Origin of the sequence: Nocardia sp. CA-151230, assembly GCF_050942175.1 — a bacterium.
Taxonomy (GTDB): domain Bacteria; phylum Actinomycetota; class Actinomycetes; order Mycobacteriales; family Mycobacteriaceae; genus Nocardia.
Genome location: NZ_CP192061.1, coordinates 1,489,832 through 1,516,373 on the forward strand (window position 1 = coordinate 1,489,832; position 26,542 = coordinate 1,516,373).

At 69.0% G+C, this 26,542-nt stretch carries 18 protein-coding genes; 7 read left to right on the forward strand and 11 right to left on the reverse strand.

Features of this window, described 5'->3' with window-relative positions:
- Nucleotides 1-33 precede the first annotated feature (33 nt).
- Both ACQP1O_RS06605 and ACQP1O_RS06610 read left to right on the forward strand, forming a co-directional pair.
- Entirely contained in the window at nucleotides 34-1,629 is a 1,596-nt protein-coding gene (locus tag ACQP1O_RS06605) for a carboxylesterase/lipase family protein (protein ID WP_433564979.1), read from the forward strand.
- A gap of 376 nt (nucleotides 1,630-2,005) precedes the next feature.
- Nucleotides 2,006-2,581: a TerD family protein gene (locus tag ACQP1O_RS06610; RefSeq protein ID WP_433567598.1), complete on the forward strand. Its 576-nt coding sequence runs from the start codon at nucleotides 2,006-2,008 to the stop codon at nucleotides 2,579-2,581.
- Here ACQP1O_RS06610 and ACQP1O_RS06615 read toward each other — a convergent pair.
- Nucleotides 2,578-3,357, reverse strand: a complete 780-nt coding sequence (locus tag ACQP1O_RS06615; protein WP_433564980.1) for an SGNH/GDSL hydrolase family protein — start codon at nucleotides 3,355-3,357, stop codon at nucleotides 2,578-2,580. The two genes, ACQP1O_RS06610 and ACQP1O_RS06615, sit on opposite strands and share 4 nt — an antisense overlap.
- A gap of 76 nt (nucleotides 3,358-3,433) precedes the next feature.
- Nucleotides 3,434-3,871: a nuclear transport factor 2 family protein gene (locus tag ACQP1O_RS06620; RefSeq protein WP_433564981.1), complete on the reverse strand. Its 438-nt coding sequence runs from the start codon at nucleotides 3,869-3,871 to the stop codon at nucleotides 3,434-3,436.
- Nucleotides 3,872-4,035: 164 nt separating this feature from the next.
- Here ACQP1O_RS06620 and ACQP1O_RS06625 point away from each other — a divergent pair, with 164 nt between their 5' ends.
- On the forward strand, nucleotides 4,036-4,968 hold the full coding sequence (locus ACQP1O_RS06625) for a LysR family transcriptional regulator (protein WP_433564982.1): 933 nt from the start codon (nucleotides 4,036-4,038) through the stop codon (nucleotides 4,966-4,968).
- 63 nt (nucleotides 4,969-5,031) lie between these two features.
- Here the strand turns inward: ACQP1O_RS06625 and ACQP1O_RS06630 are convergent, their stop codons facing one another.
- From ACQP1O_RS06630 to ACQP1O_RS06640, 3 genes are all read right to left on the reverse strand, one after another.
- Complete coding sequence (locus ACQP1O_RS06630) at nucleotides 5,032-6,795, reverse strand: oleate hydratase (protein ID WP_433564983.1); 1,764 nt, start codon at nucleotides 6,793-6,795, stop codon at nucleotides 5,032-5,034.
- 89 nt (nucleotides 6,796-6,884) lie between these two features.
- Nucleotides 6,885-7,745, reverse strand: a complete 861-nt coding sequence (locus ACQP1O_RS06635) for a 3-hydroxyacyl-CoA dehydrogenase (protein ID WP_433564984.1) — start codon at nucleotides 7,743-7,745, stop codon at nucleotides 6,885-6,887.
- Nucleotides 7,746-7,747: 2 nt separating this feature from the next.
- Nucleotides 7,748-8,335 carry a TetR/AcrR family transcriptional regulator gene (locus ACQP1O_RS06640; protein ID WP_433564985.1) on the reverse strand — a complete coding sequence of 196 codons (588 nt, stop codon included), beginning with the start codon at nucleotides 8,333-8,335 and terminating at the stop codon, nucleotides 7,748-7,750.
- Between the two features lie 157 nt (nucleotides 8,336-8,492).
- Between ACQP1O_RS06640 and ACQP1O_RS06645 the strand changes: the two genes are divergently transcribed.
- On the forward strand, nucleotides 8,493-10,781 hold the full coding sequence (locus ACQP1O_RS06645) for a molybdopterin-dependent oxidoreductase (RefSeq protein WP_433564986.1): 2,289 nt from the start codon (nucleotides 8,493-8,495) through the stop codon (nucleotides 10,779-10,781).
- Here the strand turns inward: ACQP1O_RS06645 and ACQP1O_RS06650 are convergent.
- Nucleotides 10,750-11,649: a LysR family transcriptional regulator gene (locus tag ACQP1O_RS06650; RefSeq protein ID WP_433564987.1), complete on the reverse strand. Its 900-nt coding sequence runs from the start codon at nucleotides 11,647-11,649 to the stop codon at nucleotides 10,750-10,752. The genes ACQP1O_RS06645 and ACQP1O_RS06650 overlap by 32 nt on opposite strands.
- Before the next feature lie 103 nt (nucleotides 11,650-11,752).
- On the opposite strand from ACQP1O_RS06650, the gene ACQP1O_RS06655 reads away from it, so the two are divergent.
- Complete coding sequence (locus ACQP1O_RS06655; RefSeq protein ID WP_433567599.1) at nucleotides 11,753-13,015, forward strand: MFS transporter; 1,263 nt, start codon at nucleotides 11,753-11,755, stop codon at nucleotides 13,013-13,015.
- Here ACQP1O_RS06655 and ACQP1O_RS06660 read toward each other — a convergent pair.
- From ACQP1O_RS06660 to ACQP1O_RS06670, 3 genes are all read right to left on the reverse strand, one after another.
- Entirely contained in the window at nucleotides 12,988-14,379 is a 1,392-nt protein-coding gene (locus ACQP1O_RS06660; RefSeq protein ID WP_433564988.1) for an aminotransferase class I/II-fold pyridoxal phosphate-dependent enzyme, read from the reverse strand. The genes ACQP1O_RS06655 and ACQP1O_RS06660 overlap by 28 nt on opposite strands.
- A complete protein-coding gene (locus tag ACQP1O_RS06665; protein WP_433564989.1) occupies nucleotides 14,376-20,714 on the reverse strand; it encodes a type I polyketide synthase in 6,339 nt (2,112 codons plus the stop codon). Before ACQP1O_RS06665 ends, ACQP1O_RS06660 begins: the two co-directional genes overlap by 4 nt.
- Nucleotides 20,715-20,814: 100 nt before the next feature.
- Nucleotides 20,815-21,447, reverse strand: a complete 633-nt coding sequence (locus ACQP1O_RS06670) for an N-acetyltransferase family protein (RefSeq protein WP_433564990.1) — start codon at nucleotides 21,445-21,447, stop codon at nucleotides 20,815-20,817.
- Between the two features lie 283 nt (nucleotides 21,448-21,730).
- On the opposite strand from ACQP1O_RS06670, the gene ACQP1O_RS06675 reads away from it, so the two are divergent.
- Entirely contained in the window at nucleotides 21,731-22,825 is a 1,095-nt protein-coding gene (locus ACQP1O_RS06675; protein WP_433564991.1) for a TerD family protein, read from the forward strand.
- Nucleotides 22,826-23,009: 184 nt separating this feature from the next.
- Entirely contained in the window at nucleotides 23,010-24,341 is a 1,332-nt protein-coding gene (locus tag ACQP1O_RS06680; RefSeq protein WP_433564992.1) for a hypothetical protein, read from the forward strand.
- Between the two features lie 69 nt (nucleotides 24,342-24,410).
- Here ACQP1O_RS06680 and ACQP1O_RS06685 read toward each other — a convergent pair whose 3' ends face one another.
- Both ACQP1O_RS06685 and ACQP1O_RS06690 read right to left on the reverse strand, forming a co-directional pair.
- Nucleotides 24,411-25,748 (reverse strand): TerD family protein, encoded by a 1,338-nt coding sequence (locus tag ACQP1O_RS06685; protein WP_433564993.1) that lies wholly within the window; start codon nucleotides 25,746-25,748, stop codon nucleotides 24,411-24,413.
- Between the two features lie 56 nt (nucleotides 25,749-25,804).
- On the reverse strand, nucleotides 25,805-26,512 hold the full coding sequence (locus ACQP1O_RS06690; RefSeq protein WP_433564994.1) for a haloacid dehalogenase type II: 708 nt from the start codon (nucleotides 26,510-26,512) through the stop codon (nucleotides 25,805-25,807).
- Nucleotides 26,513-26,542: the final 30 nt, after the last annotated feature.

The following is a 26,542-nucleotide window of genomic DNA, read 5'->3' on the forward strand; positions in this document are numbered from 1 at the left end:
TACGCGATAACGCTGCTGGCCCAGGAGGCTCGGGTGATCGTGCGGTACCGGGAGTGGATGGGATGGGGAGCCGGGGCGGTGCTCTCGGTGGTCGCCCTGCTGGTGACGGTCTTCGCGGTGAACGGACCGGTGGCGCGGGCCCTACCGGCTGCCCCCGACACCGTCGCCATCGACAGCGGCACCCTGCACGGCGTGATCGCCCCTGACTACCGCCTCTTCAATGGAATCCCTTACGCCGCACCGCCGGTGGGCGCGCTGCGCTGGCGGCCGCCCGCACCGGTCGCGCCGTGGCAGGGCGTCCGCGAGGCCCGAGACGCCGGGCCGAAATGCGCGCAGGCTCTGGGCGTGGGCGGGCTGCGCTCGACCGATGAGGACTGCCTCTCCCTGAACGTCTGGACGCCGCGCACCCTGCCCGCCGACGGCCGCGACCTGCCGGTCATGGTGTGGATTCACGGCGGCGGCCTGCAGACTGGCACCGGAAGCATGTACGGTGCAGCGCCTCTGGTGTCGCAGCCCGACGGCGACAGCATCGTGGTCACCATCAACTACCGGCTCGGGGCGTTCGGCTTCCTGGCCGCCTCGGCACTGGACGAGGGCGCGGGCTCGGGGGACTACGGGCTGATGGATCAGCAGGCCGCGCTGCGCTGGGTGCAGCGCAATATCGCGGCGTTCGGCGGCGATCCGAACCGGGTGACGGTGGATGGTGAATCGGCGGGCGGGGTTTCGATCTGCGCGCAGCTGGCCACACCCTCCTCGGCCGGGCTGTTCCAGGCGGCCATGATGCAGAGCGGCCCGTGCGCCTCGCAAGCCCTCGCCGCCGCCGAGGCCGAGGGCGATGCCTGGGCGGCCGCAGTCGGATGCCCGGGAGCGGACGCGGCGTGTCTGCGTGGTCTCCCGGCGGACGTGCTCGTCGATCGCGCGCCGGAGTCCGCGAATCTGGTGTACGGCAACGACTTTCTTCCGCGTGATCCCATCGCCGTGCTGAAAGCCGGCGGGATGGCCCATGTTCCGACCTTCATCGGCTCCAACCATGACGAGATGGCGCTGTGGGTGTGGATGGATTACGGCATCCCGCTCGGCGCCAGGATGACCGCCGCGGACTATCCCGCCTTGCTCAGCACCCGGTTGAGCGGCATGGACCAGGCGCAGGTCGATCGGGTCATGGCGGAGTACCCCCTCGGCGACTACGCGCAGCCCGCGCTGGCGCTCACCCGGGCCTGGACCGACAAGTTCGTCTGCAAGCTGGCCGACCAGGTCGGCGACTTCGGCCGCCAGAACCCCACCTACGTCTACGAATTCGACGACCGGACCGCCCTGGCCCCGCCCAGCACCTTCCCGATGGGCGCCTACCACGCCGCGGAACTTCCCTCCCTCTTCGACCTGGTACAGGCCGGCCCGCTCCTGCACGGCGTCATGACCCCCGACCAGCGGCGCCTGCAGGACGAAATGCGCCGCTACTGGACCCGCTTCATCACCGCGGGTACCGGGGATCCGCAAGGATTGCCCACCATCCCCCAATACACCACGGCCGCACCGTCATTCCTCTCCCTCCGCCCCGGCGGCAACCAGTTCTCCGATGCCTTCTACACCGACCACCGCTGTGAGTTCTGGAGCGACCTGGTGCGGTAGGCGGGGCGCCGATCAGGCGGTGCCGTGCAGGTACATTCGAGGTGTGACGCTCGGTAAGGGGGAGCCGCGGGCGGGGCTGGGGCGGGTGGGTCCCGAGCCGTCGGCGCGGTGGGCGGGATTGGCCGCGCGGCTGCGGGCGGCGGTACTGGACGCGCACGCCGAGGCGGTGCGTGCGATGGACTCCGCGGAAGGCGCAGTGGCGCCGGGGAATCGGGACCTGATCGAACTGCTCGCCCTGCAACGCCGGATCGCCGTGATCGCCGAACAGCTGGATACGGATTCGGCGACCTCGGTTTCGCACAGCGAGGTGGCCTCCGCTTCGCTGCGCGAGGACGATTGGGCGTGGAGGTACCGCTCGCGGAGGGAAGGTAATGCGATGAGTGTCAGTTTGGCCAAAGGCGGCAATGTCTCGCTGTCGAAGCAGGCGCCGAATCTGACGAAGGTGGCCGTCGCCCTGGGATGGGACGTACGCAGCACCACCGGAGCCGATTTCGATCTCGATGCCAGTGCCCTCGCCTGCGGGCCGAATCAGCGTGTCGTCTCCGACAAGCATTTCGTGTTCTACAACAACCTGCGGTCCCCGGAGGGCACCATCGAGCACACCGGCGACAACCTCACCGGTGCGGGCGAGGGCGACGACGAGGTGATCACCGTGGATCTGGCGGCCATGCCGCCGAGCATCACCAATATCTTCTTCCCCGTATCGATCTACGAGGCCGAGATCCGGCGCCAGGCTTTCGGGCAGGTGCGCAATGCCTACATCCGGGTCGTGGACGCCGTCACCGGGTCGGAGCTGACCCGCTTCGACCTCACCGAGGACGCCTCGACCGAGACCGCCATGGTGTTCGGCGAGCTGTACCAGCACGGCGCCGAGTGGAAGTTCCGGGCCATCGGACAGGGCTACGCCTCCGGATTGGCCGGTATCGCACGGGATTACGGGGTCAACGTCTAGAGCCGCACCGGGAGCGGCACCGGACGCTTGGGCACCCGCCGGTCACCGGAGGAGATACCGCGCAGGCGGCGCATCACCCACGGCCCCAGCGCGGTTGCCGCCCACTGGAATTCGGCCGCGATCGAGCGCAACGCCCCGTGCTCGGGCAGATCCGGGAGCAGCGGACGGGTCCAGGCGTCGTTCGCGCCGGGCAAACGCAGGGCCTCGGCCACCGCGTCGGCGATGCGCTGGTGCCCGAGCGGGCTGGCGTGCAGCCGGTCCGCGTCCCACAGGCGGGGATCGGTCACCACGGCATGATGGCCGGTCTCGGCGACCAGCACGCCGTGCCGCTGGGCCGCCGCCCGCAGCCGGTCGTTGATCGCGGCGATCCGGCCGCGAATCGGCCGGGCCAGCGGAATCGTCTCGGCCACATCGGGAAAGGTCAGCGTCGCCACCACCGCGCCGGTCGCGGTGAGCGCGGCGAACATGGCCTCGACGTGGCCGGCGATCTCGTCCGGGTCGAAGTTCGGGCGCAGCAGATCGTTCATTCCGGCCAGCACGGTGGCCAGATCCGGGCGCAGCGCCAGCGCCGCGTCCAGCTGGTCGTCGCGGATCTGGTGGGCCAGCTTGCCGCGCACCGCCAGATTGGCATAGCACAGTTCGGGATTGGTGAGGGCGAGGCGCTCGGCCAGCCGGTCCGCCCACCCGCGCAGGCCGGTCAGGTCGTCGCCGTCGCCCACGCCCTCGGTCTGGCTGTCGCCCAGGGCGACGTATCGGGTGTACCTGCCATCGGTCATGGCGGATCGGCCTTTCGGTGACTGTGCGTGGATCATCCCAGGAAATCGGCCGGCACGGGGGCCGGACCGAACTCGTTCACGAGCCCGCCGCTTGGCGTTCGGCCGCTGCTGTCTCCCGTTCGATTTGCGCGACAGCCTCGGCCTGGATCCGCTCGAACTGCGCGGCCATCGCCTCGGCGAGCGCCTGCGCGCCGGAGAGCGGACGCACCATCACCATGAACTCGTCGATCCGGCCGTCGGCGTCGAAGTGCAGGAAGTCGCATCCGGTGATGCGCTTGCCCGCGACCGTGGTCTCGAAGACCAGCGCGTGATCACTGCTGTCCGCCGCGCCGATCTCCTTGATGTAGCGGAAGTCCTCGAACACCCGCATGACACCGCGCAGGATGGCCGCGGTGATGGCCTTGCCCGGGTAGGGCTTGAAGGCGACCGGGCTGGTGAACACCACGTTGTCGGCGAGCAGGGCCTCCATGGCCGCCTCGTCACGGGCCTCGACGGCCTTACGGAAGGGGTGCATGATTCCCTCGTTTCCTATAGTCAAATCATTGCCTACTACATTCGAACAGTAGTTGCAGCGCACTCGTATGTCCAGGTTGTCGATACTCAAGAAATTGACTATTGGGAAGCTGTTCGACCCACGCTCGCGGTGGCCGCGCATCACCGGGTCAATAGACTCTCCGGGTGCGACATAGGCAGGCCGATGGCTCCATGGACCTGACGCAGCTGCGGACCTTCCTGGCCGTCTACCGCGCCGGGTCGATCACCGCCGCCGCGGGTCAGGTCGGCCTCTCGCAGCCGACGGTGACCACCCAGCTGCAGGCGCTGGAACGCCGGGTGGGACGGCCACTGTTCGAGCGGCTGCCGCGCGGTGTCGCCCCGACCGCGGCCGCCCACGATCTGGCCGCGCGGGTGGCCGCGCCGCTGGACGCCCTGGAGTCGGTGATCGGCGACGGCTCCGATGAAGGCGTCGCAGCCGTGGAACCGCCGGTCCTGCTCGGCGGCCCGGCCGAATTGCTGGCCACGCTGGTCCTGCCCGCACTCGCACCGCTGGTCGCGGACGGCGTCCGGCTCGCGGTGAGCACCGGCCTGGCCGACGACCTGCTCGCGGATCTGCGACTCGGAAAACTCGACCTGGTCGTCTCGACCATTCGCCCGCGGGGCCGGACCGTCCTCGCGGAGACGCTCGCCGATGAGGAGTTCGTCCTGGTGGCCGCGCCCGAGGTGGCCGCCCGCACGGATCTGGAACGCCTGCGCGCCAATGACTTCGGCGCAGCGCCCCTGGTGACCTACGCCCCGGACCTGCCGATCGTCCGCCGCTACTGGCGGCACGTCTTCGACACCCGGTTGGAAGCCGACCCCGGCCTGGTGGTCCCGGACCTGCGCGCCGTCCTCGCCGCCGTGGTGGCGGGCGCGGGCGTCTCGGTGCTCCCGAGCTACCTGTGCACCCGCGAATTGGCCTCGGGCGCCATCGAAAAGCTCTGGGACCCGCAGGATGTGCCGATCAATACCGTCTTCCTGGCCCGCCGGGTGGGCGGTCCCGTCCGCCCGCACGTGGACCGGGTGCGTGCTCGCCTGCTCGCGGCCGCGCGCGAGTGGCACGACTGCCCGGACTGACGACAACGGCCCGGTCCCCAGGGAACCGGGCCGTGGTGGCACGTCGGACCGAATCCGTACCCCCTACTTCTCGATGAGACCGTACTGGGTGAGCAGTTCGCCGATCTCGTTGTTGCCGAGGCGCTTCGCCAGCGCGCGCCAGAGCAGGTCCGGGCCCGGGAGGTCGATGGGATCGCCGTCGCGGAGGCGGCTCATGGCGGCCAGCAGGGTGCGGACGTCGTAGGTGGAGTTGAAGACCTCCGGGACGCCGCGTTCGATATCGAGCAGCTGGTACGCCGCCTCCATACCGGTGCGCACCGAGTACTCGGTGGTGAAGATGCAGTCGCGGCTGGTCTCCGCGAACTGGCCGATGAAGGCGAAGTTGACCGAACCCTCCGGGACCACGTCCGGGCGGTCACCCGCCTTGCGGGGCATGAAGAAGGCGGTCACGTAGGGCATCATGACCGGCACGCACTTGGCGCCGCTCGCGGCCAGCTCGGGGATGTCCGCTTCGGGAACGCCCAGGTGGTACAGCCACTCCTGGGTGATCTCCTCGCCGGTGCACTCCTGCATGGTCTTCTTCACGTAGTCGCCGGGCTTGTCGACGAACAGCGAGTACACCCAGACCACGATCTGGTCCTCGGGCTGCTGCTTGAAGTGCGGCTGCCGGTTGACCGTCCAGCTCATCAGCCAGCTGGAGTCCTTCACGGTGACGATGCCCCCGGTGACGACCTTGCCGCTGAAGGGATCCCGCTTGCAGATCTTCTGAATGTATTCGGGGATGCGCTGATCCAACGTGGTGACGGTGGCCGACTCCCACTTGGTCTCGGGAATGTGCGAACCGAACACGTCCGGATGGCCGAAGGCCTTGTCCTTGGCGGCGATTCGGCGCCACAGATCCCACGCCGGGGCCGGGCCCTCGTCGACCTTGGCGGGCGTGTGGTGGTCGCCCTCGTCGGAGTTCTCGGTGAGCGAGCCGATGGTCATCAGCAGCAGATCGTCCGGCCCCAGGTCGACGCCGCCCTCGATGCCGTCCGAGATCCAGTGGATCCTGGTGGCCTGCTTGCGATCCGCGGTGAGGTCGAAGTCGACGTCGGTGACGGTGGTGTCGAACTTGAAGGTGACGCCCTGGTCCAACAGCCAGCGGTAGAGCGGCAGCACCAGTGACTCGTACTGGTTGTACTTGGTGAACTTCAGGGCCGAGAAGTCCGGCAGGCCGCCGATGTGGTGGATGAACCGCTGTAGGTACAGCTTCATCTCGAGCGCGCTGTGCCACTCCTCGAAGGCGAACATGGTGCGCCAGTACATCCAGAAGTTGCTCTCGAAGAAGTCCTTCGAGAACACCTCGTCGATGCGCTTGCCCTCCATCTCCTCACGGGTGGCGAGGAAGATCCTGGTGATGTCCTGCTGCGCCTTGTCGTTCAGCGTGAAGAGGTTCTTGGTCTGGGCGCTCTGACCCCGGTTGACGGTGGCGCGCTCGAGAGAGAAGTTCGGGTCGTCCTTGTTGAGCCAGTAGAACTCGTCGAGCACGCTCGCGTCCTCGACCTCCATGGACGGGATGGTCCGGAAGAGGTCCCAGAGGCATTCGAAGTGGTTCTCCATCTCGCGGCCCCCGCGAATGACGAAGCCCTTCTCGGGTTCCCGGATGCCGTCGAGTGCGCCGCCCGGCAACTTCAGCTCTTCCAGAATGGTGATCTTGCTACCAGGCATCTGGCCATCACGGATGAGGAAGGCCGCCCCGGAGAGCGAGGCCAGGCCCGACCCCACGAACCAGGCCGTCTTGCCCTCGACGCCCGCCGGCTTGCGTGGCCGCGCGAAGGCTTCGTAATTGCCACTGCTGTAGAACATAAGAACTCCTGTCCAAGAGATTGGTCTGGAAGGAAACCCAACTCGCGGAGGCTCTCAGGGGCCGACGCCCACGAAACCCCCTTCTCGAATCACGCCGTGTACTTGTAGAACCCCTCCCCGGTGGCGATGCCGAGCTTGCCCTGGTCGATGTAGTTCTCCTTGAGCCACTTGGCGATTCGCTGGGCGTCCTCGTCGCCGTGGGCCATGATGTTGTAGGGCGTGGTCAGGCCGATGATGTCGAGGATCTGGAAGGGTCCCGCCGGCGCGCCGGTGCCGATGCGCCAGGTCTTGTCCACCGCCTCGGGCTCGGCGTAGCCGCCTTCGGCCAGGTTCATGGCCGCGTTCAGCAGCGGCACCAGCAGCGAGTTCAGGACGTAGCCGGCCTTCTCCTTGTGCAGCTCGATGGGCACCATGCCGATGGCGGTGGCGAAGTCCACGACGGCCTGGAAGACAGCCGGATCGGTGTCGGCGGTGCCCATGATCTCGGCGGTGTTGAAGTGCCACACCTGATTCGCGAAGTGCAGCGCCAGGAACCGGTCCGGGCGCCCGGTGAAGTCCTTCATGGCGCTGGGCAGCAGCGTGGAGGAGTTGGTGGCGAAGATGGTGCGCTCGGGCGCGAGCTTGCCCAGCTTCTCGTAGGTGTCCTGCTTGATGGCGAGCACCTCGGGGATCGCCTCGATCACCAGGTCGGCGTCGGCGACCGCCGCGGCCAGATCGGAGCTCAGCGCGATGCCCGCCGCGGTCGTCTCGGCCTTGCCGTCGCCCGCGCCCGGCACCTGCTCGCGGTAGGTGGCGGCCAGCTTGTCGAAGCGGCCGCGTGCGGCGGTCAGCACCTCGTCGGTGATGTCGTACGCGGTGACGTCGAATCCGCGGAACGCGGTCTGGAACGCGATCTGGGAACCGAGAACCCCGGTGCCGAGCACGGTGACCTTGCGGATCTCGATGCTCATTGTCATTGCCTCCCTAGGGATGTGAAGAATCCAGTGATTATCTGTGCGATCTGCGCCCGCAGATCCGCCATGGCGTCGTGGCCGGGATGCGCCCCGGTGGACGGTTGCACCAGCGCCAGGTGCAGGACCGCGAAGATGCTGCGCCCCGCCAGCCTGGCCTGCTCTTCCCAACGCGCCGAGGTGTTTTCGAGCAGCCGCTCGGCGATCATGGACTCCAGCCGGGCCACCAGTGCCAGGCCCTCGGAGCGGTACTTGTCGGTCGGTGAGCCGAACAGCAGTTCACGCTGATAGGCGATGGTGTTCTCCGGCCGCTGCTCGGCCGCGCGCAGCAGCGGATCCAGCATGGCCGACACCGCCTCCACCGGGTCGGTCTGTGCCCGGGCCGCGGCGGCGCCGTCGTCCAGCGCGGCCCGCAGTTCCGCGTTGTAGACCATGAGCAGCAGTTCGCCCTTGGTGGCGGCGTACCGGAACAGCGTCCCGGCGGCGATATCCGCGCGATCGGAGATCTGTTGCGTGGTCACCCGGTCGAAGCCGCTTTCAGCAAACAATGCGGCGGCGGCATCGTAGATTCGCGACTGCTTGTCGTGCATCTTCCGCTGCCGTCGGCCGACGTGTGCCGATCGTGCCTGAACGGCCATTGGGCACCTCCAACCCTGCCTTCAGAACTGAGTGGACTCAAAAATGAGCGTACTCGCGGTTACTGAATGCGCAACCCGGAGCGTCCCCGGCCGGGCGTATGTTGGTCGAATGGCGACGCATCTCACCCACTGGGGCGTTTTCGAGGCGAGCAGCGACGGAGACCGGCTCACCACGGTGCGACCCTGGCGCGATGATCCGGAGCCCAGTCCGTTGATCGAGAATGTGGCCTCGGCGCAGCATCATCCGGCGCGCATCTCGCGGCCCCATGTGCGAAAGGGCTGGCTGGACAACGGTCCCGGACCAGCCGACCGCGGTGCGGACGAATTCGTGCCGGTGTCGTGGGAGACCGCGCTGGATCTGCTGTCCGGCGAATTGTCCAGGGTGTACAGCGAATTCGGTCCATCGGCGGTGTACGGGGGTTCCTACGGCTGGGGCAGCGCCGGGCGATTCCATCACGCGCAGAGCCAGATTCACCGCTTCCTGAACTGCCTCGGCGGTTACGTCTCACACCGCAACAGTTACAGCCTGGGCGCGTCGACCGTGCTACTGCCGCACATCCTCGCCGACATGGGCACGATCATGTCGCATGCCACGACGAAATCGGTGCTGGCCGAACACTCGAAGCTGGTGGTCTCGTTCGGCGGGCTGTCGCCGAAGAACGCCGCGGTGGCCCCGGGCGGAGTCTCCCGGCACAATGGCCGCGGCTGGATCGAGACGGCACGGGAGAACGGCTGCCGGTTCGTCACCGTCTCTCCGCTGCGTGATGACATTCCCGGCGAGGCGCAGGCCGAGTGGATCGCCGCCCGGCCCGGCAGCGACACCGCACTGATGCTCGCGCTCGCCCAGGTGCTGGACGCGGAAGGCTTGGCGGACAATGCTTTCCTCGACCATTACACCGTCGGCCACGAGCGCTTCGCCGACTACCTGCGCGGTGCGGTCGACGGTGTCGTGAAGGACCCGGAGTGGGCGGAGCCACTCACCGGCATTGCCGCGGAACGGATTCGGACGCTGGCCCGGGAAATGGCGGGTACGCGCACGCTGGTCACCGTGAGCTGGTCCCTGCAACGCGCCCGATACGGCGAGCAGCCGCTGTGGCTCGGCGTGGTCCTCGCCGCCATGCTCGGCCAGATCGGTCTGCCCGGTGGCGGATTCGGGCACGGCTATGGTTCGGCCGCGAATGTCGGCCTGGCCGTGCGACTCACGTCGCCGCCGCGCCTGCCGCAGGGCGTCAATGGCGTCGACGACTTCATTCCGGTCGCGCGGATCGCGGACATGCTGCTGAACCCCGGCGCGCCTTACGAGTACAACGGCGAGCACCGCACGTACCCGAATATCCGGCTGGTTTATTGGGCGGGCGGCAATCCCTTCCATCACCACCAGAATCTGGCCCGGCTGCGCACCGCGTTCGGCCGCCCGGACACCGTGGTGGTGCACGATCCGTTCTGGTCGGCCACGGCCCGGCACGCCGATATCGTGCTGCCCTCGACCATGACGATCGAACGCGACGACTACGGTTCCGGCGAGGGCGACCGCTTCCTCTTCCCGATGCCCGCCCTGACCCGCCCGCACGGCGAGGCCCGCGACGACTACTGGATGTTCGGCGAGCTGGCCGAAAGGCTGGGCGTGGGAAAGGAATTCACGGAGGGCCGGGCGACCCGGGAGTGGCTGCGCCACCTCTACGACGAGTGGCGGGAGCGGCTGGCCGGCCACGGCCACGACGTGCCGGACTACGACACGTTCTGGGCGGGCGAATCGCTCGAGCTGCCCCTCTCGGCCGAGGAGCACATCGCATTCGCGGATTTCCGGGCCGACCCGGCCGCGCATCCGCTGCGCACCCCGAGCGGCCGGATCGAGATCTTCTCCGAGACCATCGCGGGCTTCGGGTACGACGATTGCCCGGGGCACCCGGTCTGGCTCGAGCCCGACGAATGGCTGGGCAGTCCGCTGGCGGCGCGGTTCCCGCTCCAGCTGGTGGCCAATCAGCCCCGGACCAAGCTGCACAGCCAGCTGGATATCGGCGCGTACAGCCAGTCCACGAAAATCTCGGGCCGCGAACCGGTCCGGCTGCATCCGGACGATGCCGCCGCCCGCGGCCTCGCCCCGGGTGACATCGTCCGGATCTTCAATGACCGCGGCAGCTGCCTGGCCGGACTGGACGTCAGTGACGCGGTCCGGCCCGGCGTCGCGCAGCTGTCGACGGGAGCCTGGTACGACCCCGACCCCGCCGATCCGACCTTCTGCCGGCACGGAAACCCGAACGCGGTGACCAACGATCGCGGCAGCTCGCGCCTGAGCCAGGGCTGCACCGGTCAGCTGTCCCTGGTGGAGATCGAGCGCTACACCGGCTCGATCCCGCCGCTGACCGTCACCGGCCCGCCCGCGATCGCCGGTTCCTGAGCCTGCTGTCCGCGGTGAGGGCCTCGATCACGGTGCGGGCAGCATTGGACGGCGTGCGCGCGGCGGCGTGGCCGACGCACAGCTTCCAGGGCAGCGGCCGGGGTGCGAAGTCGGAGTAGGGCACACTGGGCGAGAGCAGCGCGACGGACTTCGGGATGAGGGCCACCCCGAAGTCCTTGGCAGCCAACTCGAGTGCGAAGGCCTGGTCGGCCACCTCGATCACGGGAACGCGGTCCGGAAAGAGCTCATCGGCGATGGTCCGGATGCCCCAGCCCGGCGGAAAGTCGATGTAGCGCACGCCGTCCAGGTCGGCGGCCCGAAAAGGACGCCCGGCCAGCGGATGGTCCGGCCCGGTGCACAGCACCAGGGTCTCCTCGGCGATGAGATGCGTGGTGATGCCCGGAAATTCGCTGCTCATGCCCGCGAGCAGTGCCAGTTCGAGCGAATTGTCGCGCAGCCCGGCCACATTGCCCGCCATGCCGGATATGCTCTGCCGCATCTGCAGCGTCACCGCCGGGAACCGCTGGTGCAGTTCGGCGATGATGCCCGCCAGGTCGAAATTGTGGATGTTCATGAGGTTGCCGATGACGACCTCGCCGCGGATCTCGCCGCGGGCGGCGCCGATGGCGTCCACGATGTCGCGCCGGGCGCGCAGCAGTATCCGGGCGGGAGCGACCATTGCCCGGCCCGCCTCGGTGAGCTCCAGGGTGCGCGGCGTGCGGTCGAACAGACGCACCCCGAGTTCGTGTTCGAGCTTGCCGACGCTGGTGGAGACCGCCGATTGGACCAGGTTGAGGGCGCGGGCCGCGGCGGTGAAGGACCGATGGTCGCAACAGGCGAGGAAGCATTCGATCTGACGCAACTCCATGCTCGGAGCGTACCGATGCCATCTATTTCAAAGATGGCAGTATCGAAAACCATCGCTTTTGTTGATCGCTCGGCGTACCCACCATGGACTGGTGACTGATTCGATGACCGTGGCCCCCGCCCGGCCCGCGCCCGAGACCGCGACAGCGCCCGGCGCGGCGCTGACCCGGACGACCGTGCTGGTGTTCGCGGTGACCGCGGGCTCCTCCGCGGCCGGCAACTACTATCTGCAACCCCTGCTGCACCAGGTCGCCGGGGATCTGAGCATCTCCACCGCGACCGCGGCCCTGCTGGTCAGCGCCGCGCAGATCGGCTATCTGTGCGGCCTGGCCCTGCTGGTGCCGCTGGGTGACTTCCTGCGCCGCCACCGCATGGTCCCGGTGCTGCTGCTGGCCTCGGTTGCGGCCCTGCTGGTTTCGGCCTTCGCGCCCAATTTCGCGGTGCTGTTCGCGGGGGTGGTGGCCACCGGTGTCGCGGCCTCGGCCGCGCAGGTGGTGGTGCCCTGGGCCTCGGCGCTGGCCGATCCGGCCCGGCGCGGGCAGGTGGTCGGCACGGTGATGAGCGGACTGCTGCTGGGAATCCTGTTGTCGCGGGTGCTGTCCGGTGCGGTGGCGCAGCTGGGCGGCTGGCGGGCGGTGCTGCTGGTGGCGGCCGGACTGCAGGTGGTGATGGCGGTGAGCGTCTACCTGCTCGCACCCGCCACGCCGCGGGCGGCCACGGGCGAGAGCTACCCGCAGGTGCTGGCCTCGATCCTGCGTCTGATCCGCCGGCACGCGCTGCTGCGGCAGCGCATGCTGCTGGGCTTCATCCTCATGGCCTGCTTCTCGGCGGTGTGGACGGCCATCGCCTTCCTGCTGTCCGGGTCGCACGGAAGTGATTACCACTACGGCGAATTCACCATCGGCCTGTTCGGCCTGGCGGGCGTGGTGGGGGCGCTGGGTGCGCCGGTGGTCGGGCGGATGGCCGATCGCGGGCACCTGCGCCGCGTCACCACGCTGACCTGGCTGGTGCTGCTGGCGAGCTGGGCGCTGATGGCCTGGGGCGCGCACAGCGTGGTCGCGTTGATCGCCGCGCTGGTGATCTTCGACTTCGGCATCCAGGGCGCGCATCTGACCAATCAGAGCGCCATCTACACCCTCGATCCGGCCGCGCGCAGCCGCCTGACGACCGCGTACATGGTCACCTACTTCCTGGGCGGTGTGGCCGGTTCGGTGACCGCCGGGGTGGCCTACGAGGCGGGCGGCTGGGCGCTGGTGTGCGAGATCGGCGTCTTCGCAACCATATTGGGCCTGCTGCTGTGGGCGGCGTTCGCACTCCGCCCACAGCGCGCGGGGGTGCGTCAGCCCGTCATGTCGGCGGGCAGCTGACCGGACATGGCAATCGCCTCGGCGAGCAGATCAGCCGTCGAGAGCAGTTGCTGCCGAGTGTGTTCCGAGGTGATGAAGAAGCGGAGCCGCTCCTTGCCCACCGGGACCGCCGGGGCCGAAATGGCCCCGGCGTACACGCCGTGCTGGAGCAGGTGGGCCGAGACGAATCCGGCCCGGATCTCGCCCGGCACGATCACCGGCAGGATCGGGGTGCTCTGGGAGTCACCGAGATTCAGCTCCCGCTCCCGCAACGCGGTATCGAACAGGCGCGCGTTCTCCCACAGCCGGGTGACCCGCTCCGGCTCGGCCTCCAGCACCTCCAGCCCGGCCAGGGCCGCGGCGATCCCCGAGGGCACGGGCCCGCCGGTCAGCATGGCCACGCCGGGTGCGCTCGACTTCATCGCCCCGATGAGATCGGCGTCGGCGGCGATGAACCCGCCGACGCTGCCCAGAGCCTTGGACAGGGTGCCCATCCAGATGTCCACATCCGCGCCGGCCATGCCGTAGTGCTCGCGAATGCCGTGCCCGGTGGGTCCGAAGACACCGAGCGAATGCGCCTCGTCCACCATGACCGCACAGTCGAATTCGCGTGCGACGGCGGCCAGTTCGGCAACGCGGCCGACGGTGCCGTCCATGGAGTAGTGGCCCTCGATGACCACCAGCGCCCGGTCGAACCCGGAGCGTGACATCTTCAGCACCGACCGCAGCGAGTCCGGGTCATTGTGCCGGAAATTGATCCGGCGGCAACCCGCCCACTGTGTGCCCGACACCACGCTGCCGTGAATCAGGCTGTCGCAGAAGGCCACATCGCCCTCGCGCAGCAGGAAGCCGATCACCCCGGCATTGGTGAGATAGCCGCTGGTGGTCACCATGGCGTCGCCCACGTCGTAGATCCCGGCCAGCCGCTGTTCGAGTTCGCCGTAGAGCGGGATCTCGCCGGAGACGATCCGGCTGGCCGACGCGGACGCGCCGTACTGGTCGAGCGCGTCCTTGGCGGCCCGCACCACCCGGGGGTGGCTGGACAACCCCAGGTAGTTGTAGGCGCTGAAGTTCACCAGGTCGGTGTCCAGGGCCCGGATCACGGTGTCGTTCGGGCTGGTTCGCGGCAGGAACACCGGATTCGGCATCCCCGACTGACCGTAGAGGGCATCGATGGCTGCCCGCTTCACCACGGCCGCGGCGACGTCGGGGTGATCGGCGAACTGACGGCCGGGACCGCGCGGGGTGCGCGCGGCCGCGGTCCGGCCCAGTGGTGCGATCCCGGTGGACACCGGGTGCGCTGCTGCGGTACCCGTGCCCGTCGTCTCCTTGATCCCACTGCCCGCCAGGAGTTTCCGGGCCAGATCGCGTGCCGACTCGGTCATGCCGGCACCGCCTGGCCGGTCACGGCCGCGTCGCCGCCGACCAGGAGTTCGGCCGCGCGAGCGCCGGCCTGCTGGAGGGTGAAGGACCGGCCGACCTTCATGGACATCAGGTCCACGCCGAGCGTCTTGCTCACCAGCGCACCGAATTCCACCGCCATCAGCGAGTCCAGGCCCAGTTCCGGCACCGGCACCGTCAGATCGATGGAGTCGGCGTCGACGCCCATGACCACCGCCAGCTGTTCGGCCAGCATGTGCGCCACCACGTCGGCGCGTTTCTGCTCGTCGAGCTCGCGCAGCGCCGCCACCAGATGCGACGCGGCCGAATTGTCCTCGACCGCGGCGGCGACGCGCTCGGCGGTGCGCCCGGTCATGGCGTACCAGGACACCGTGGCGGCGACCCGCGACCAGTCGATGGGAATGATGGACGCCTGGTGGTGGATGCCGAGTTCCAGTGCCTTCTCCAGGTATTCGGCGCCCTCCTCCATGCTGATCGGATCGAATCCGGCGGTGCGCAGGTAGCGGGACACGTACTCGTCCTCGGCCATCCCGCCGCCGGACATGTGGCCCCAGCCGACCGACAGCGCGGTGCCGCCCTGCCGCGCCACCACGTCCGCGGTGGCATCGAGCGCGAGATTGGCCGCGGTGTAGGCGTATTGGCCGATGCTGCCGAAAATGGCGCTGCCGGAAGAGAACAGCACGAACATGTCGAGCTCGGCCCCGGCGGCCTCGATGCCGCGTCGCAACGCGATCACGCCCTCGGCCTTGGGCCGGTACACGGTGGCGAGGCTGTCCCGGCTCATATCGGGTACGCGCTTGTCGTCGAGGCTGCCCGCGGTGTGGAAGACGCCGCGCAGCGGGTGTTCGGCGGTGTGCGCCCGCGCGATCACCGCGGTCATCGCGTAGGCGTCGGTGACATCCACCCGCTCCTCGACCACCTCGACGCCCTGTTCCTGCCAGAGTGCGAGCTGGGTGCGGGCGGCCTCGGTCCGCGGGCCGCCGCGCCCGAGCAGGGTGAGCCGCCGGGCGCCCAGCCCGACCAGCCAGCGGCCCATGGCCAGGCCGAAGGCTCCGAAGCCGCCGGTGATCAGGTACTGCGCCGCCGGATCCACGGTGACCGCCGGAATCATCGGGCGCACCTGCGGCGCTGCGGATTCCAGGCTCACCGCGATGCGGCCGAAGTGCGCCGACCGGGCCACGTCCTCGAAGGCCTTGGCCACGTCGGCGGTGTCGTACAGCTCGTAGGGCAGGTACCGATAGATCCCGGCCGCCAGCTTCTCGTGCACGCCCTGCACGAGTTCTCCGGTGGGCCTGCGCTTGAACGCGAGCATGCGGTCCAGGTCGAAGGAGTGGTAGGAGAGGTTCTTGTCGAAGTACCCCAGGTCGAGCACGCCGCCGGTGTAGATGTCGGCCTTGCCGATCTCCACGATGCGCCCGAACTCGGCTACCGCCTTGAAGTTCCGGCGCAGGATCTCTCCGGGCGCGGTGCTGATCACCACATCCACGCCCCGGCCGTCGGTGAGGCCGAGGACGTCGTCGGCGAAGTTGAGCGAGCGAGAGTCCAGCGCGTGGTCCGCGCCCTGCGACAGGACGTAGGCCCGGCGCTCGTCACTGCCCGCGGTGCCGATCACGGTGGCCCCGTGCAGTTTCGCGATCTGCACCGCCGCCGAGCCGACGCCGCCCGCCGCGCCGTGCACCAGCACCACATCGCCGGCCCGCACCCGCGCCAGTTCCAGCAGCGAGTGCTCGGCGGTGGCGAACGCCACGGTGCTCGTGCACTGGCCGACCTCGGAGCTGTCGGCGACCCGGGTGATCAGGTCCGCGTCGGTGGTGTGGAAGCGGGAGATCATGGCCTTGGAGGTCAGGAACACCCGATCGCCGACAGCCACATTGTCGACGTCCGCACCGACGCGGACGACGACGGCGTCGGCCTCCATCCCGGGTTCGGTGCCGTAGAAGGTGCCCGCCATCTCGCGCTCGCCGAGTACGCCGATGACCTTGAGCGGGTCCTTGTAGCCCAGGCCGATGGCCAGGATCCGCACCTCGACCTCGGTCGGTCCCGGGGCGCGCCGGTCGCAGCGCCGCCACGCCATCCGGGACAGCACCCGCGACTTCGGCAGCTCCAGACGGAAATTCGCCTCCGGATCGGTGAGCGGTTCGGCCCGGTCCAGGGCTTCCAGCCGGTCGGGCAGGGTGGCCGCGACCACCGTCACCCAGCGCAGGCCGTTGCGCAGCACCACCTCGTCGGAGTGGTCGTAGGTGAAGGCGCCCACGATGGCGAGCTCAGCGGCCAGATCCGCCTCGGCCACCTCGGGATCCACGTCGATCAGCCGCCAGCGCAGCCGCGACTGCTCATTGAGCAGCACCCGGCGGGCGCCGGCGAGGGCGGCGTGGGCGGGGTCCGGCGCGGCATCCTCGTCCGGGTGCGCGAAGGCGCGCTCGGTGACCAGGGAGACGTGGATGGAACCGTCACCGGTCATGGGGATTTCGTCGCCGCGCTGCTGCAGCCAGTCCTCGAGGAAGCCCTCGACCGTCACCGCGATCCGGCGCAGCGTCCAGAGCGCGTCCAGGTCGGTGTATTCCGAACCCGCCACCAGAACGACGTGTGTGCGCTCGACGCCGCTCAGTGCCACGATCTGCTGAAGTCGTTCGCGCACCACGGCTTCCAGGTCCCTGCGGGTCGGATCGCCGACCGCGAGCACCTCACCGTGGGCCGTCGTGCCCGCGATGAAACCGGCGCGGGAACCGGCCTCGGCGGCGAGGTCGATGGCCAGCGTATACGCCGTCTCCGAGGACGGCAGCGCGCTGGTGTCCACGGGTTCCCGCATGTCCCAGCGGTCTTCGTAGAAGTAGTCCGTGAGCCGTTGCAGCGCACCGCGATCCGGGTTGATGGCCCCCAGACGCAGCCCGATGATCTGCATCACCACGTTCCGCTCGGCGTCGAGCAGGTCGTAATCGCAGGTCAGATTGTCACCGCTGTGCAGCCGCGCCACCACGGTCACCTGGTCGGGGATGGGCGCGAACACCCGCACCCCTTCCACCGCGACCGGAACCAGCGCGCCCCGTTCGGCATTCGGCGCGGCGGCGAGGACCGCGCCGAAGCACTGCACGGCCGCGTCGACGACAGCAGGGTGGGCGAGGTGGCCGCTGTCACGGGCGATGGCGCCGTCCAGGGTGGCGACCACGGTATTGCCGGACACCCGCAGCTCGGTGGCGCGGCGGAAAGCCGGGCCGTAGTCCAGGCCGCGTGCGGCGAAGGCGGTGTAGTAGGCGTCCGGGTCGATGGCGAGCATCTCCTCGAGCACCGGCAGGTCGGCCTTGGTCGGCTCGTACACGCCCTCGACCAGCCGGCCGGTGGCATTGATGGTCCAGTTGATGCTCGCGGGCTCGCGGGAGCGAATCGTGAACCGACGCGTGGATTCCTCCACGTGCAGCTCCACCACCGGCGCCATGCCCTCGTCCACCACCAGCGGCGCGAGGAAGCGGACATCCTCGACGGCCACCCGGGTGGACTCGGTGCGCAGCGCCGCCGCGCTCAGCGCCGCGTCCAGATAGGCCGCGCCGGGCAGGATCCGGGAGCCGCCCACCACATGGTCGGCCAGCCACGGCAGATCGCCCACGCTGAGCTGGATGCGCCAGGCCGTGGTCGGGTCCTCGAGCATCGGATCACCGAGCATGCGGTAGCCGCCGGGGGTGCCGTACCTGAGCTGTTGCAGGCCCGGCAGTTCGATGCGCAGCCGGGTGCGCTGCCACGGATAGCGCGGCAGGTCCACGTGCGGGGTGACGACCGAGCCGAAGAGGGCGTCGATATCGAGCACGCCCGCGGTGTAGAGGCCCGCGACGGTCTGCCGGATGCTCTCGTCGTCGGCCTGCTTGCGATTGAGGGTGGCGACGGTGGTGCCGGTCTCGCCCGCGCCGATGAGAATTTCGCGAATGTTGGCGCCCAGCACCGGATGCGGACCGACCTCCAGAAACACCCGGCTGCCCGCGCTCACCAGCTCGGTGACGGCGTCGGCGAAGCGCACCGGCTGCCGCACATTGGCGCACCAGTACTCGGCATCCCAGTCGCCCGCGCCGACGCGGGTCCCGGTCACGGTGGACCACAGGGGAATTCGCGGATCGGCGAGCGTCAGATCGGCCAGCGCCGTGCGCAGCTCGTCGAGGATGGGGTCCATCAGATAGCTGTGGTAGGGCACCTCGACCTGTAGTCGGCGCGCGAAAACGCCCTGCTCGGTGAGGGATTCGGCGATCTCGTCGAGCCGCTGCTCATTGCCGGCCAAGGTGACCGCACTCGGGCTGTTGATCGCCGCGATGCTGACCAGCTCGTCGCCCTCGATCAGCGCCAGGGCCGCGGCCGGCGGCAGGCCGATGGCGAGCATGCCGCCCGAACCGGCCGTGGTGGCCTGCAACCGCGCGCGGTGACAGCTGACCAGCAGCGCGTCCCGCAGCGAGAGCATCCCGGTGACATAGGCGGCCGACACCTCGCCGACACTGTGGCCGACGACGGCGGCGGGCCGGATGCCGAGCTCCTCGAGCAGCGCGACCAGTGCCACCTGGATCAGGAAGTTGGCGGGCTGGGCGACCGCGGTCGAGGTGACCCGCGAATCCTCCTCGGGCCGCAACAGTTCCTCGACGATGGACCAGCCCGAGATCTCCCGGAACACGGCGTCGATCCGCTCGGCCGCTTCGGCGAAAGCGCCACCGGCGGTGAGCAGTTCGCGTCCCATGGCCCACCACTGCGGTCCCATGCCGGTGAAGACGAAGACCGGCTCGGGCACCTTGCGGGCGATCACCTTCGCGGTACGGCCCTCGCCATTGGCGAAGTCCACCAGCGCCCGCACCAGCTCGGCGTCGTCACCGAAGGTGAGGCCGGCGCGCACCGGGTGGTGATGGCGGCGCGTCCACGCCGCCTCGGCCAGCCGGGCGGGGTCGGCGCCCGCCGCGATGAGCTCGGCGAAGCCGCGTGCCAGGGCGCGAGCGGCGGTGTCGTTGCGGGCCGAAATCGGCAGTACGCCATGGTGTCCGGGCACATGGGCGGGAGCCTCCGTCGGGATGTACTCCTGGAGGATGGCGTGCGCGTTGGTGCCGCCGTATCCGAAGCCGTTGACCGCGATGGTCATTCGCGTCTCCGGCGCGACCGGCTGGGCCTGCAGTTGCAGCGCCAGGCCGAGCTCCTCGAAGGGGATGTCGGGGTTGGGCTCGTCGAGCCAGCCCTGCGGGGCGATCGTGCGATGGGTGATGGCCAGCGCCGACTTGATGACGCTGGCGATGCCCGAGGCCGCCTCGGTGTGCCCGAGCTGCGCCTTCACCGAGCCCACGCCGAGCGGTCCGGTGCGCTCCCCGACCTGTCCGTAGGCGCGGCCGATGGCCCGCAGCTCGAGCGGATCGCCGACCGGCGTGCCGGTCCCGTGCGCCTCCACGTAGGTGACCTCGTGCGGCGCGATGCCCGCCCGCTCGGTCACCGACTTCGCCAGGGCCTCCTGCAGATCGGCATTGGGCACGGTGATGGCGGTGGTGCGCCCGTCCTGATTGGACCCGGTCGCCTTGACCACCGCGTAGATCCGGTCCCCGTCGCGCTCGGCGTCTTCGAGCCGCTTCAGGACCACCATGCCCGAGCCCTCGCCGCGCCCGTAGCCGTCCGCGCTCGCGTCGAAGGGCTTGCTGCGGCCGTCGGCGGCCAGGAAGCCGCCCTTGCACATGGACACGAACGTCTCGGGCAGCAGCATCAGGGTGACGCCGCCGGCCAGCGCCACGGTGCAGTCGCCGTTCTCCAGCGCCTGGCAGGCCAGGTGGAAGGCCACCAGCGACGACGAGCACGCGGTGTCCACCGTCAGGGCGGGACCGATCATGTTGAGCGCGTACGCGATCCGGTTGGAGATCATGGTGTACGACGCGCCCGCCGGGGTATGCATGTCCACCCAGGGCAGCGTCGCATTGGTCAGGGACGTGCCCATCTGGTCGAGGGTGAAGGCCCCGACGTAGACGCCGATCGGCGCACCCGAGACGCGACCGGCGATGCCCGCGTCGTCCAGTGCCTCCCAGGCGACCTCGAGCACCAGCCGCTGCTGGGGGTCCATGGCGGCGGCCTCGCGCGGTGAGATACCGAAGAATTCGGGGTCGAAGGCCCACGGATCGCCGGTCATGAAGGCGGCGCGCTTGGTGTACATGCGTCCCGGCGTGCGCTTGTCCGGGTCGTAGAAGCGGCGGTAGTCCCACCGATCCGACGGGATCTCCACGACCCCGTCGCCCTTGTTGATGATGAAGTCCCAGAACGATTCCGGTGAATCGATACCACCGGCGTAGCGGCACCCGATTCCGACAATGGCAATGTCAGACACTACGTCTCCTCGGCAAAACAAAAACGAACCTGGCGATCCCCCCGAGGCAATGCGGAGCCGCCCGGGTCGTGATCCACGATCCGGGCGTCCGCTGCCGACGTCAGCCGGCGCTGACGCGCGGCGGCGGGCGCAGCAGGAAGTTCAGGTCCGGACCACTACTCCCGATTCGGGTCCGGCCGACCTGCTCGAAATTGATCGTCTCGTAGTAGGCGACGTTCTCGTCCTTGCAGATTCCGCACAGCGCGCGGCCGTCCGCGTCGGATTCGGCGGTGAGCCGGGCCAGTAGCGCGCGGCCCACACCCGCCCGCTGCGCCTGCGGTTCCGCGCCCAGATAGACCAGATAGTTGTGCGGTTCGGCGGGCGCGGTGCGGGCGATGGCGGCATCCACCTCGATGCCGCGCCTGGTCGCGCCGACGCCCATGGCCCACAGCAGCTGGGGGCCCGAAATGGCTTCCCGCCATGCCGGATTGCGGTAGCCGTCCGGAATCCACAGCGACGCGCCGACGATTCGGTCGTCCACCTCCGCCACCAGCGCGGCGTCTGCGGGCAGGTAGCGGTGTTTGATCAGTACGCGAAGCATGCCGGGCGCGCGCCGACGGCGGACCGCGGGATCGGGGAAGACGTAGTCCTCGATCGGATCGTCGGACTCGAAGGCCAGGGCGAGCACCCGGACCATGTCCTCGATGTCGGCTTCGGTGGCGCGGCGAACGACCGGTGGATCCGACTGAACCAAAACAGTCCCTTACATTTTCATGCCCGTCGGCGCCCGACCCCGATGACGGACAGTCTGCTGGTGTCCAGTGGTGCCTGCGTGTCCCCCACCGGACGGTAGCCCCGCAGGCTACTGCTGAGTAGGGTACTCGTAACTTACTGAACATGCGACCGATTCGTGTTGTGGCATAAAATGATTCACCGGGGGATGGCCTGACGCTGTGACATGTCCTAAGGTTCGCGCGCGTAAAAGCGATATCGCTTCGTTTCGTCCGGGTGACCCATGGTTCCCATAAAGTGGGAGCGTGGCCGCACTTCTCACCCAAGGGCAGACCGGTGAACTGGGCGTCGCGGATGTCACCGTGACGGTGCACTTCAGCGCGGGTATCGACCTGGCCGCGCTGCTTCTCACCGATCGGGGCGCCGTCCGCGACGACAACGACCTGATCTTCTACAACCAACCCGCGGGCCCCGGCATCCAGCTGGTGCCCGGGCAGAACGCCGTCGCCGTCAGCCTGGCCTCGGTACCGCAGGGGGTGGCGCACATCCGCATCGTGGTCAGCCTGGACGACCGCGACGGCCGCCTCGGCGACTATCCCGCCCCGCACATCGGCATCGCCGACGAGCGCGGAATCCCGCTGTACGAGTACGTGATCGACGGCCTCGGCAACGAGTCGACGGTGGCGGCGGTGGATCTGGATCGCGGCGCCGACGGCTGGTACGCCCGGGCGGTCGGCTTCGGCCATCCCGGCGGCTTCGCGGCACTGCTCGCCGATCACGGCGTGTCGATCAGTACCTCCCCGCAGCCGGCGCGCTCGACCGCGCCCGTCATCGCGCCGGTGCTGCGGGTCGGCGACACCATCGCGCTGCGGCGGCAGGGCGCCGACCTGAGCTTCGTCAAGATGGGGCTGGGCTGGGATCCCGTCCACGTGCAGCACAGGTGGGGTTCGCGCCCGGTCGAGATCGATCTGGACGCTTCGGCCCTGGTGTACGCCGGGCACGATCTGGTGGACGCCGCGTACTACGGCCAGCTGGTGACCAAGGACGGCGCCATCCGGCACTCCGGCGACAACCTCACCGGTGAGGGCAAGGGCGACGACGAGGTCATCACGGTCGACCTGACCCGAGTCGGCTCGCATGTCACCGCCATCGTCTTCGTCATCACCTCCTACGCGGGGCACACCTTCGAGCGGGTGCGCAATGCCTTCTGGCGCTTGATCGACGGCACCAACAGTGCCGAGCTCACCCGGTCCAACCTGAGCTCGGGCGGCCCGCACACCGGCATGGTGGTGGCGAAAGTGCACCGCGAGGACGGTATCTGGAAGGTGCAGGCACTCGGTCACCCGATCCAGGCCGGGCATCCGGTCGAGGCGGCCACACAGGTCACCAAGTTCCTCTGAGTTCCGAACCCGGCCGGTTCATCCGGCCGGGTATTCCGGCGAGTCGCCGGTGTGCCGCGGGTGAACAGGTTCATCCGGGTCCGGCCGGATCCTGATTCCGGCCATACTGTCGTAGTTTCGTGGTTCCAATCTGTGCTGCTCTACCCCCTTCCATTGCTGAAACGAGGTAGCTCACATGTTGCGTATGTCACGACGGTTCGGAGTCACACCGAAATCCCTACTGCTACTGGTCTTCCTGGCCATTGTCGGGCTCGCCATCACCGCCTGCACGGGCGCGCAGGGCAGTTCGGTGGCCGCGGGCACGCTGGACACCGGGTTCGGTGACGGCGGCAAGGTCACCACCGATCTGGGGTCATCCGCCGATCACGCGAATGCCGTTGCGGTGCAGGCGGATGGCAAGATCGTCGTCGCCGGCAGCACCCAGGATCAGGTCCAGGGCGACAACTTCGCCGTGGTTCGGTACTCCTCGGACGGTAAGTTGGACAGCGCCTTCGGCGACGGCGGCAGGGTGGTCACCGACTTCGGCGGCAAATCGGACGTGGCGAGCGCAGTCGCGCTCCAGGCCGACGGCAAGATCGTCGCGGTGGGCACCAGTCACGGTACCGCTACGGGGGACAATATCGCCATCGCCCGCTATTCCGCTGATGGCAAGCTGGACAACGGTTTCGGCGCCAACGGCCAGGTGAGCGCCAATCTGGGCACCGCGGCCGACCACGGCAACGCGGTGGCGGTGCAGTCCGACGGCAAGATCGTGGTTGTCGGCAGCACGCGGGACCAGGTGCAGGGCGACAACTTCGTCGTGCTGCGATACACGCCGGATGGCAAGCTGGACAGCGGATTCGGCACCGACGGCAGGGTATCGACCGATTTCGGTGGTCGGTCCGACATTGCGAAATCCGTTGTCGTGGAATCGGATGGCAAGATCGTGGTCGCCGGGACCAGCAGCGGCACCGCCACCGGCGACAATATCGCCGTCGCGCGCTACACCTCCGACGGCAGGCCGGACTCCGGGTTCGGCGTCAACAGCCAGGTGAGCTCCGATCTGGGCACCGCCGCGGATCACGGCAATGCGGTGGCGGTGCAGGCCGACGGCAAGATCGTGGTGGTGGGCAGCACCAAGGATCCGGTGCAGGGCGACAACTTCCTGGTGGTGCGGTACACGCCGGATGGCAAGCCGGACAGTGGTTTCGGTGACAATGGCAAGGCCATCACGGACTTCGGCGGCAAGTCCGATGTGGCGGCCGCGGTCGCGCTGGCCCACGACGGCACGATCATCGCGGTCGGCACCAGCAGCGGGACCGGCGCCGGGGACAATATCGCGCTGGCTCGCTACACCTCCGGCGGCAAGCTCGACAGCGACTTCGGTGCGGACGGGAAGGTGAGCACCGACCTCGGGACGGCGGCCGATCACGGGAATGCCGTGGCGCTGCAGGCGAATGGCGGGATCGTGGTGGCAGGGACCACCAAGGATTCCGCGCAGGGCGACAACTTCGTGGTGCTGCGTTACGGCGCCTGATTCTCGGTTCGATTGGCGGCGGGGCGCGTCCGGTCCGGGCGCGCCCCGTTTTCGTCGGGCGTGGTGCTCTCAGGAGACGGTGATGAAGCGGCCCAGCTGCGGGACGGCCTCGCCCGGATGCTTGGCCTGGAAGCCCTCTCCGATGGCCTGCAGAGCCCACTCACCGTTCGCGCGGAACACCTTGGCCATGGCGATGGCCGTGAACGGCATGCCACCCGCCAGCGCGTATCGGGCCAGCTCGGCCTGTGTGGTGTCGTCCACCAGCCGGCAGTAGGCATTGCTGACCTGCTCGAAGGTGTGGCCCTGATACGAGGTGACGATGAACAGTAGCGTGTTCACCTGGCGTGGCACCCGGCTCAGGTCGACCAGGATCACCTCGTCGTCCCCGGCGGCGCCCTCGCCGGTCAGGTTGTCGCCCGAATGCCGGATGGAGCCGTCCTTGGAGGTCAGCTGCCCGTAGTAGGCCACGTCCACCAGGTGCCGGTCGGCGAACATGGCCACCCAGGCGTCCAGGTCGATGTTCACCGGTCGCCGGCCGAACAGACCGCCCTGCCGGGCGGGATCCCATCCGAGCCCCATCCGAATCCGGGTCAGCGCGACGCCGCCGTCCTTGCGCAGGGTGACGCGCTGGCCCTTGGACAGATTCACCGGACGCCCGCGTGAGAGCCCGCCGTCGCCGGTCGGCGGCGCGGAATTGGGGGGCGGCGGGACCTGATAGGCCGAATTCTGCTGGGGCTGAGTGGGATACGGTGAAGTCGGCGGCGGTGGAGTGCTGTATGGCGAGGTCGGCGGTGGCTGAGTGGGATATGGCGAGTTCGGCGTGACATAGGTCGGCTCGACCGGCGGCGGGTAGGCCGTGGGAGGGGGCGGCGGGGGAGCGGTGCGGGTCTCGACCGGCGGCGCTTCCTCGACGGTGACCCCGTGGTCGGTGACCAGGGCCGCGAAGCCACCCGCATAGCCCTGGCCGACCGCGCGCACCTTCCAGTTGCCGTAGCGCCGGTACAGCTCGACCGCGATCACGATCGATTCGCTCTGCAGATCCTCGATCTTGTACTCGTACAGCGGGTTCCCGTGCTGATCGGAGACCGCCGCGATCGGCGGCGCGATGCGGCCGAAGGTGGACCCCACCTCGTCGAGCGTGATCACCGCCCGGATCTGGGTGATGTCGGCGGGCACCTGGGTCAGCGCCACCGACAGTTCGGCGGGCTGCCCCGCCTCCCCGTTTCGCAGCCGTACCCCGGGCCCGGCCGGTTGGTTGTAGAACACGAAATCCGCGTCCGAGCGCACCTTCCCGTGCTCGGTCACCAACAGCGCGGACAGCGCGGCGGCCGCCGCGACCCGGACGGAAACCACCACCTCCGGCGCGGTGAGCGGTCCGTTCTGACCCTTCACAAGCGTTGTGGACAAGGCCGATCCTCCCGTATCGAGACGCCCACTTGCCACTGTAGGAGACCCGGGTGCCCTCAGCAGCCGAGCTGGTCGGCCAGGTCGAGGAAATCCACGGCATTGATATCGAATTCGTCCGAGAACTCCGTATCGCCGAGTTCGGGGTCGCCGTACTCCAGCGGACGCGTGATGAACGCCGTCCGGAATCCGAGCTCGCCGGCCGCCCGGATGTCGTACTTGTGGCTGGCCACCATCATGATCTCGGCGGGTTCCAGCCCCAGATACCGCGCCGCGAGCCGGTAGGTCCGCGGATCCGGCTTGAACACCCCGGCCATCTCCGCCGCGAACACGGCATGCCACGGCAGCCCCCCGTGCCGCGAAATCTCCACCACGGCACTGACATCCGCATTCGACAGCGTCGCCAGCGTGAACCGCCCGCGCAACCGCCGCAGCCCCGCCACCGTATCCGGCCACGGGTCGAGCCGAGCCCATGCCCGGGCCAGTTCGTCCCGCTCCGGCACCCCGATCGACATCCCCCTCGCCTCGAGCAGCGGGTCCAGCGTCTTCCGGTACACCGAGGCCACGCTCACCCAGGGCCCCTGATCCGGCCGTTGCGAAGTCTCCGCGAAATACGCGGCCCGCCACTCGTTCACGAACGCGCCCCAGTCCTCTTCCGGCCGCTCACCCCCGAGCGCGGCCTCGGCCGCCCGCCGGATGGTCGAATGGAAATCGGTAGCGGTCCCCTGCACATCGAACAACAGCGCCTTCGGGCTCAATACGTCCACAGCCGAAGACTAGGCGAGTTGTTTGTCATA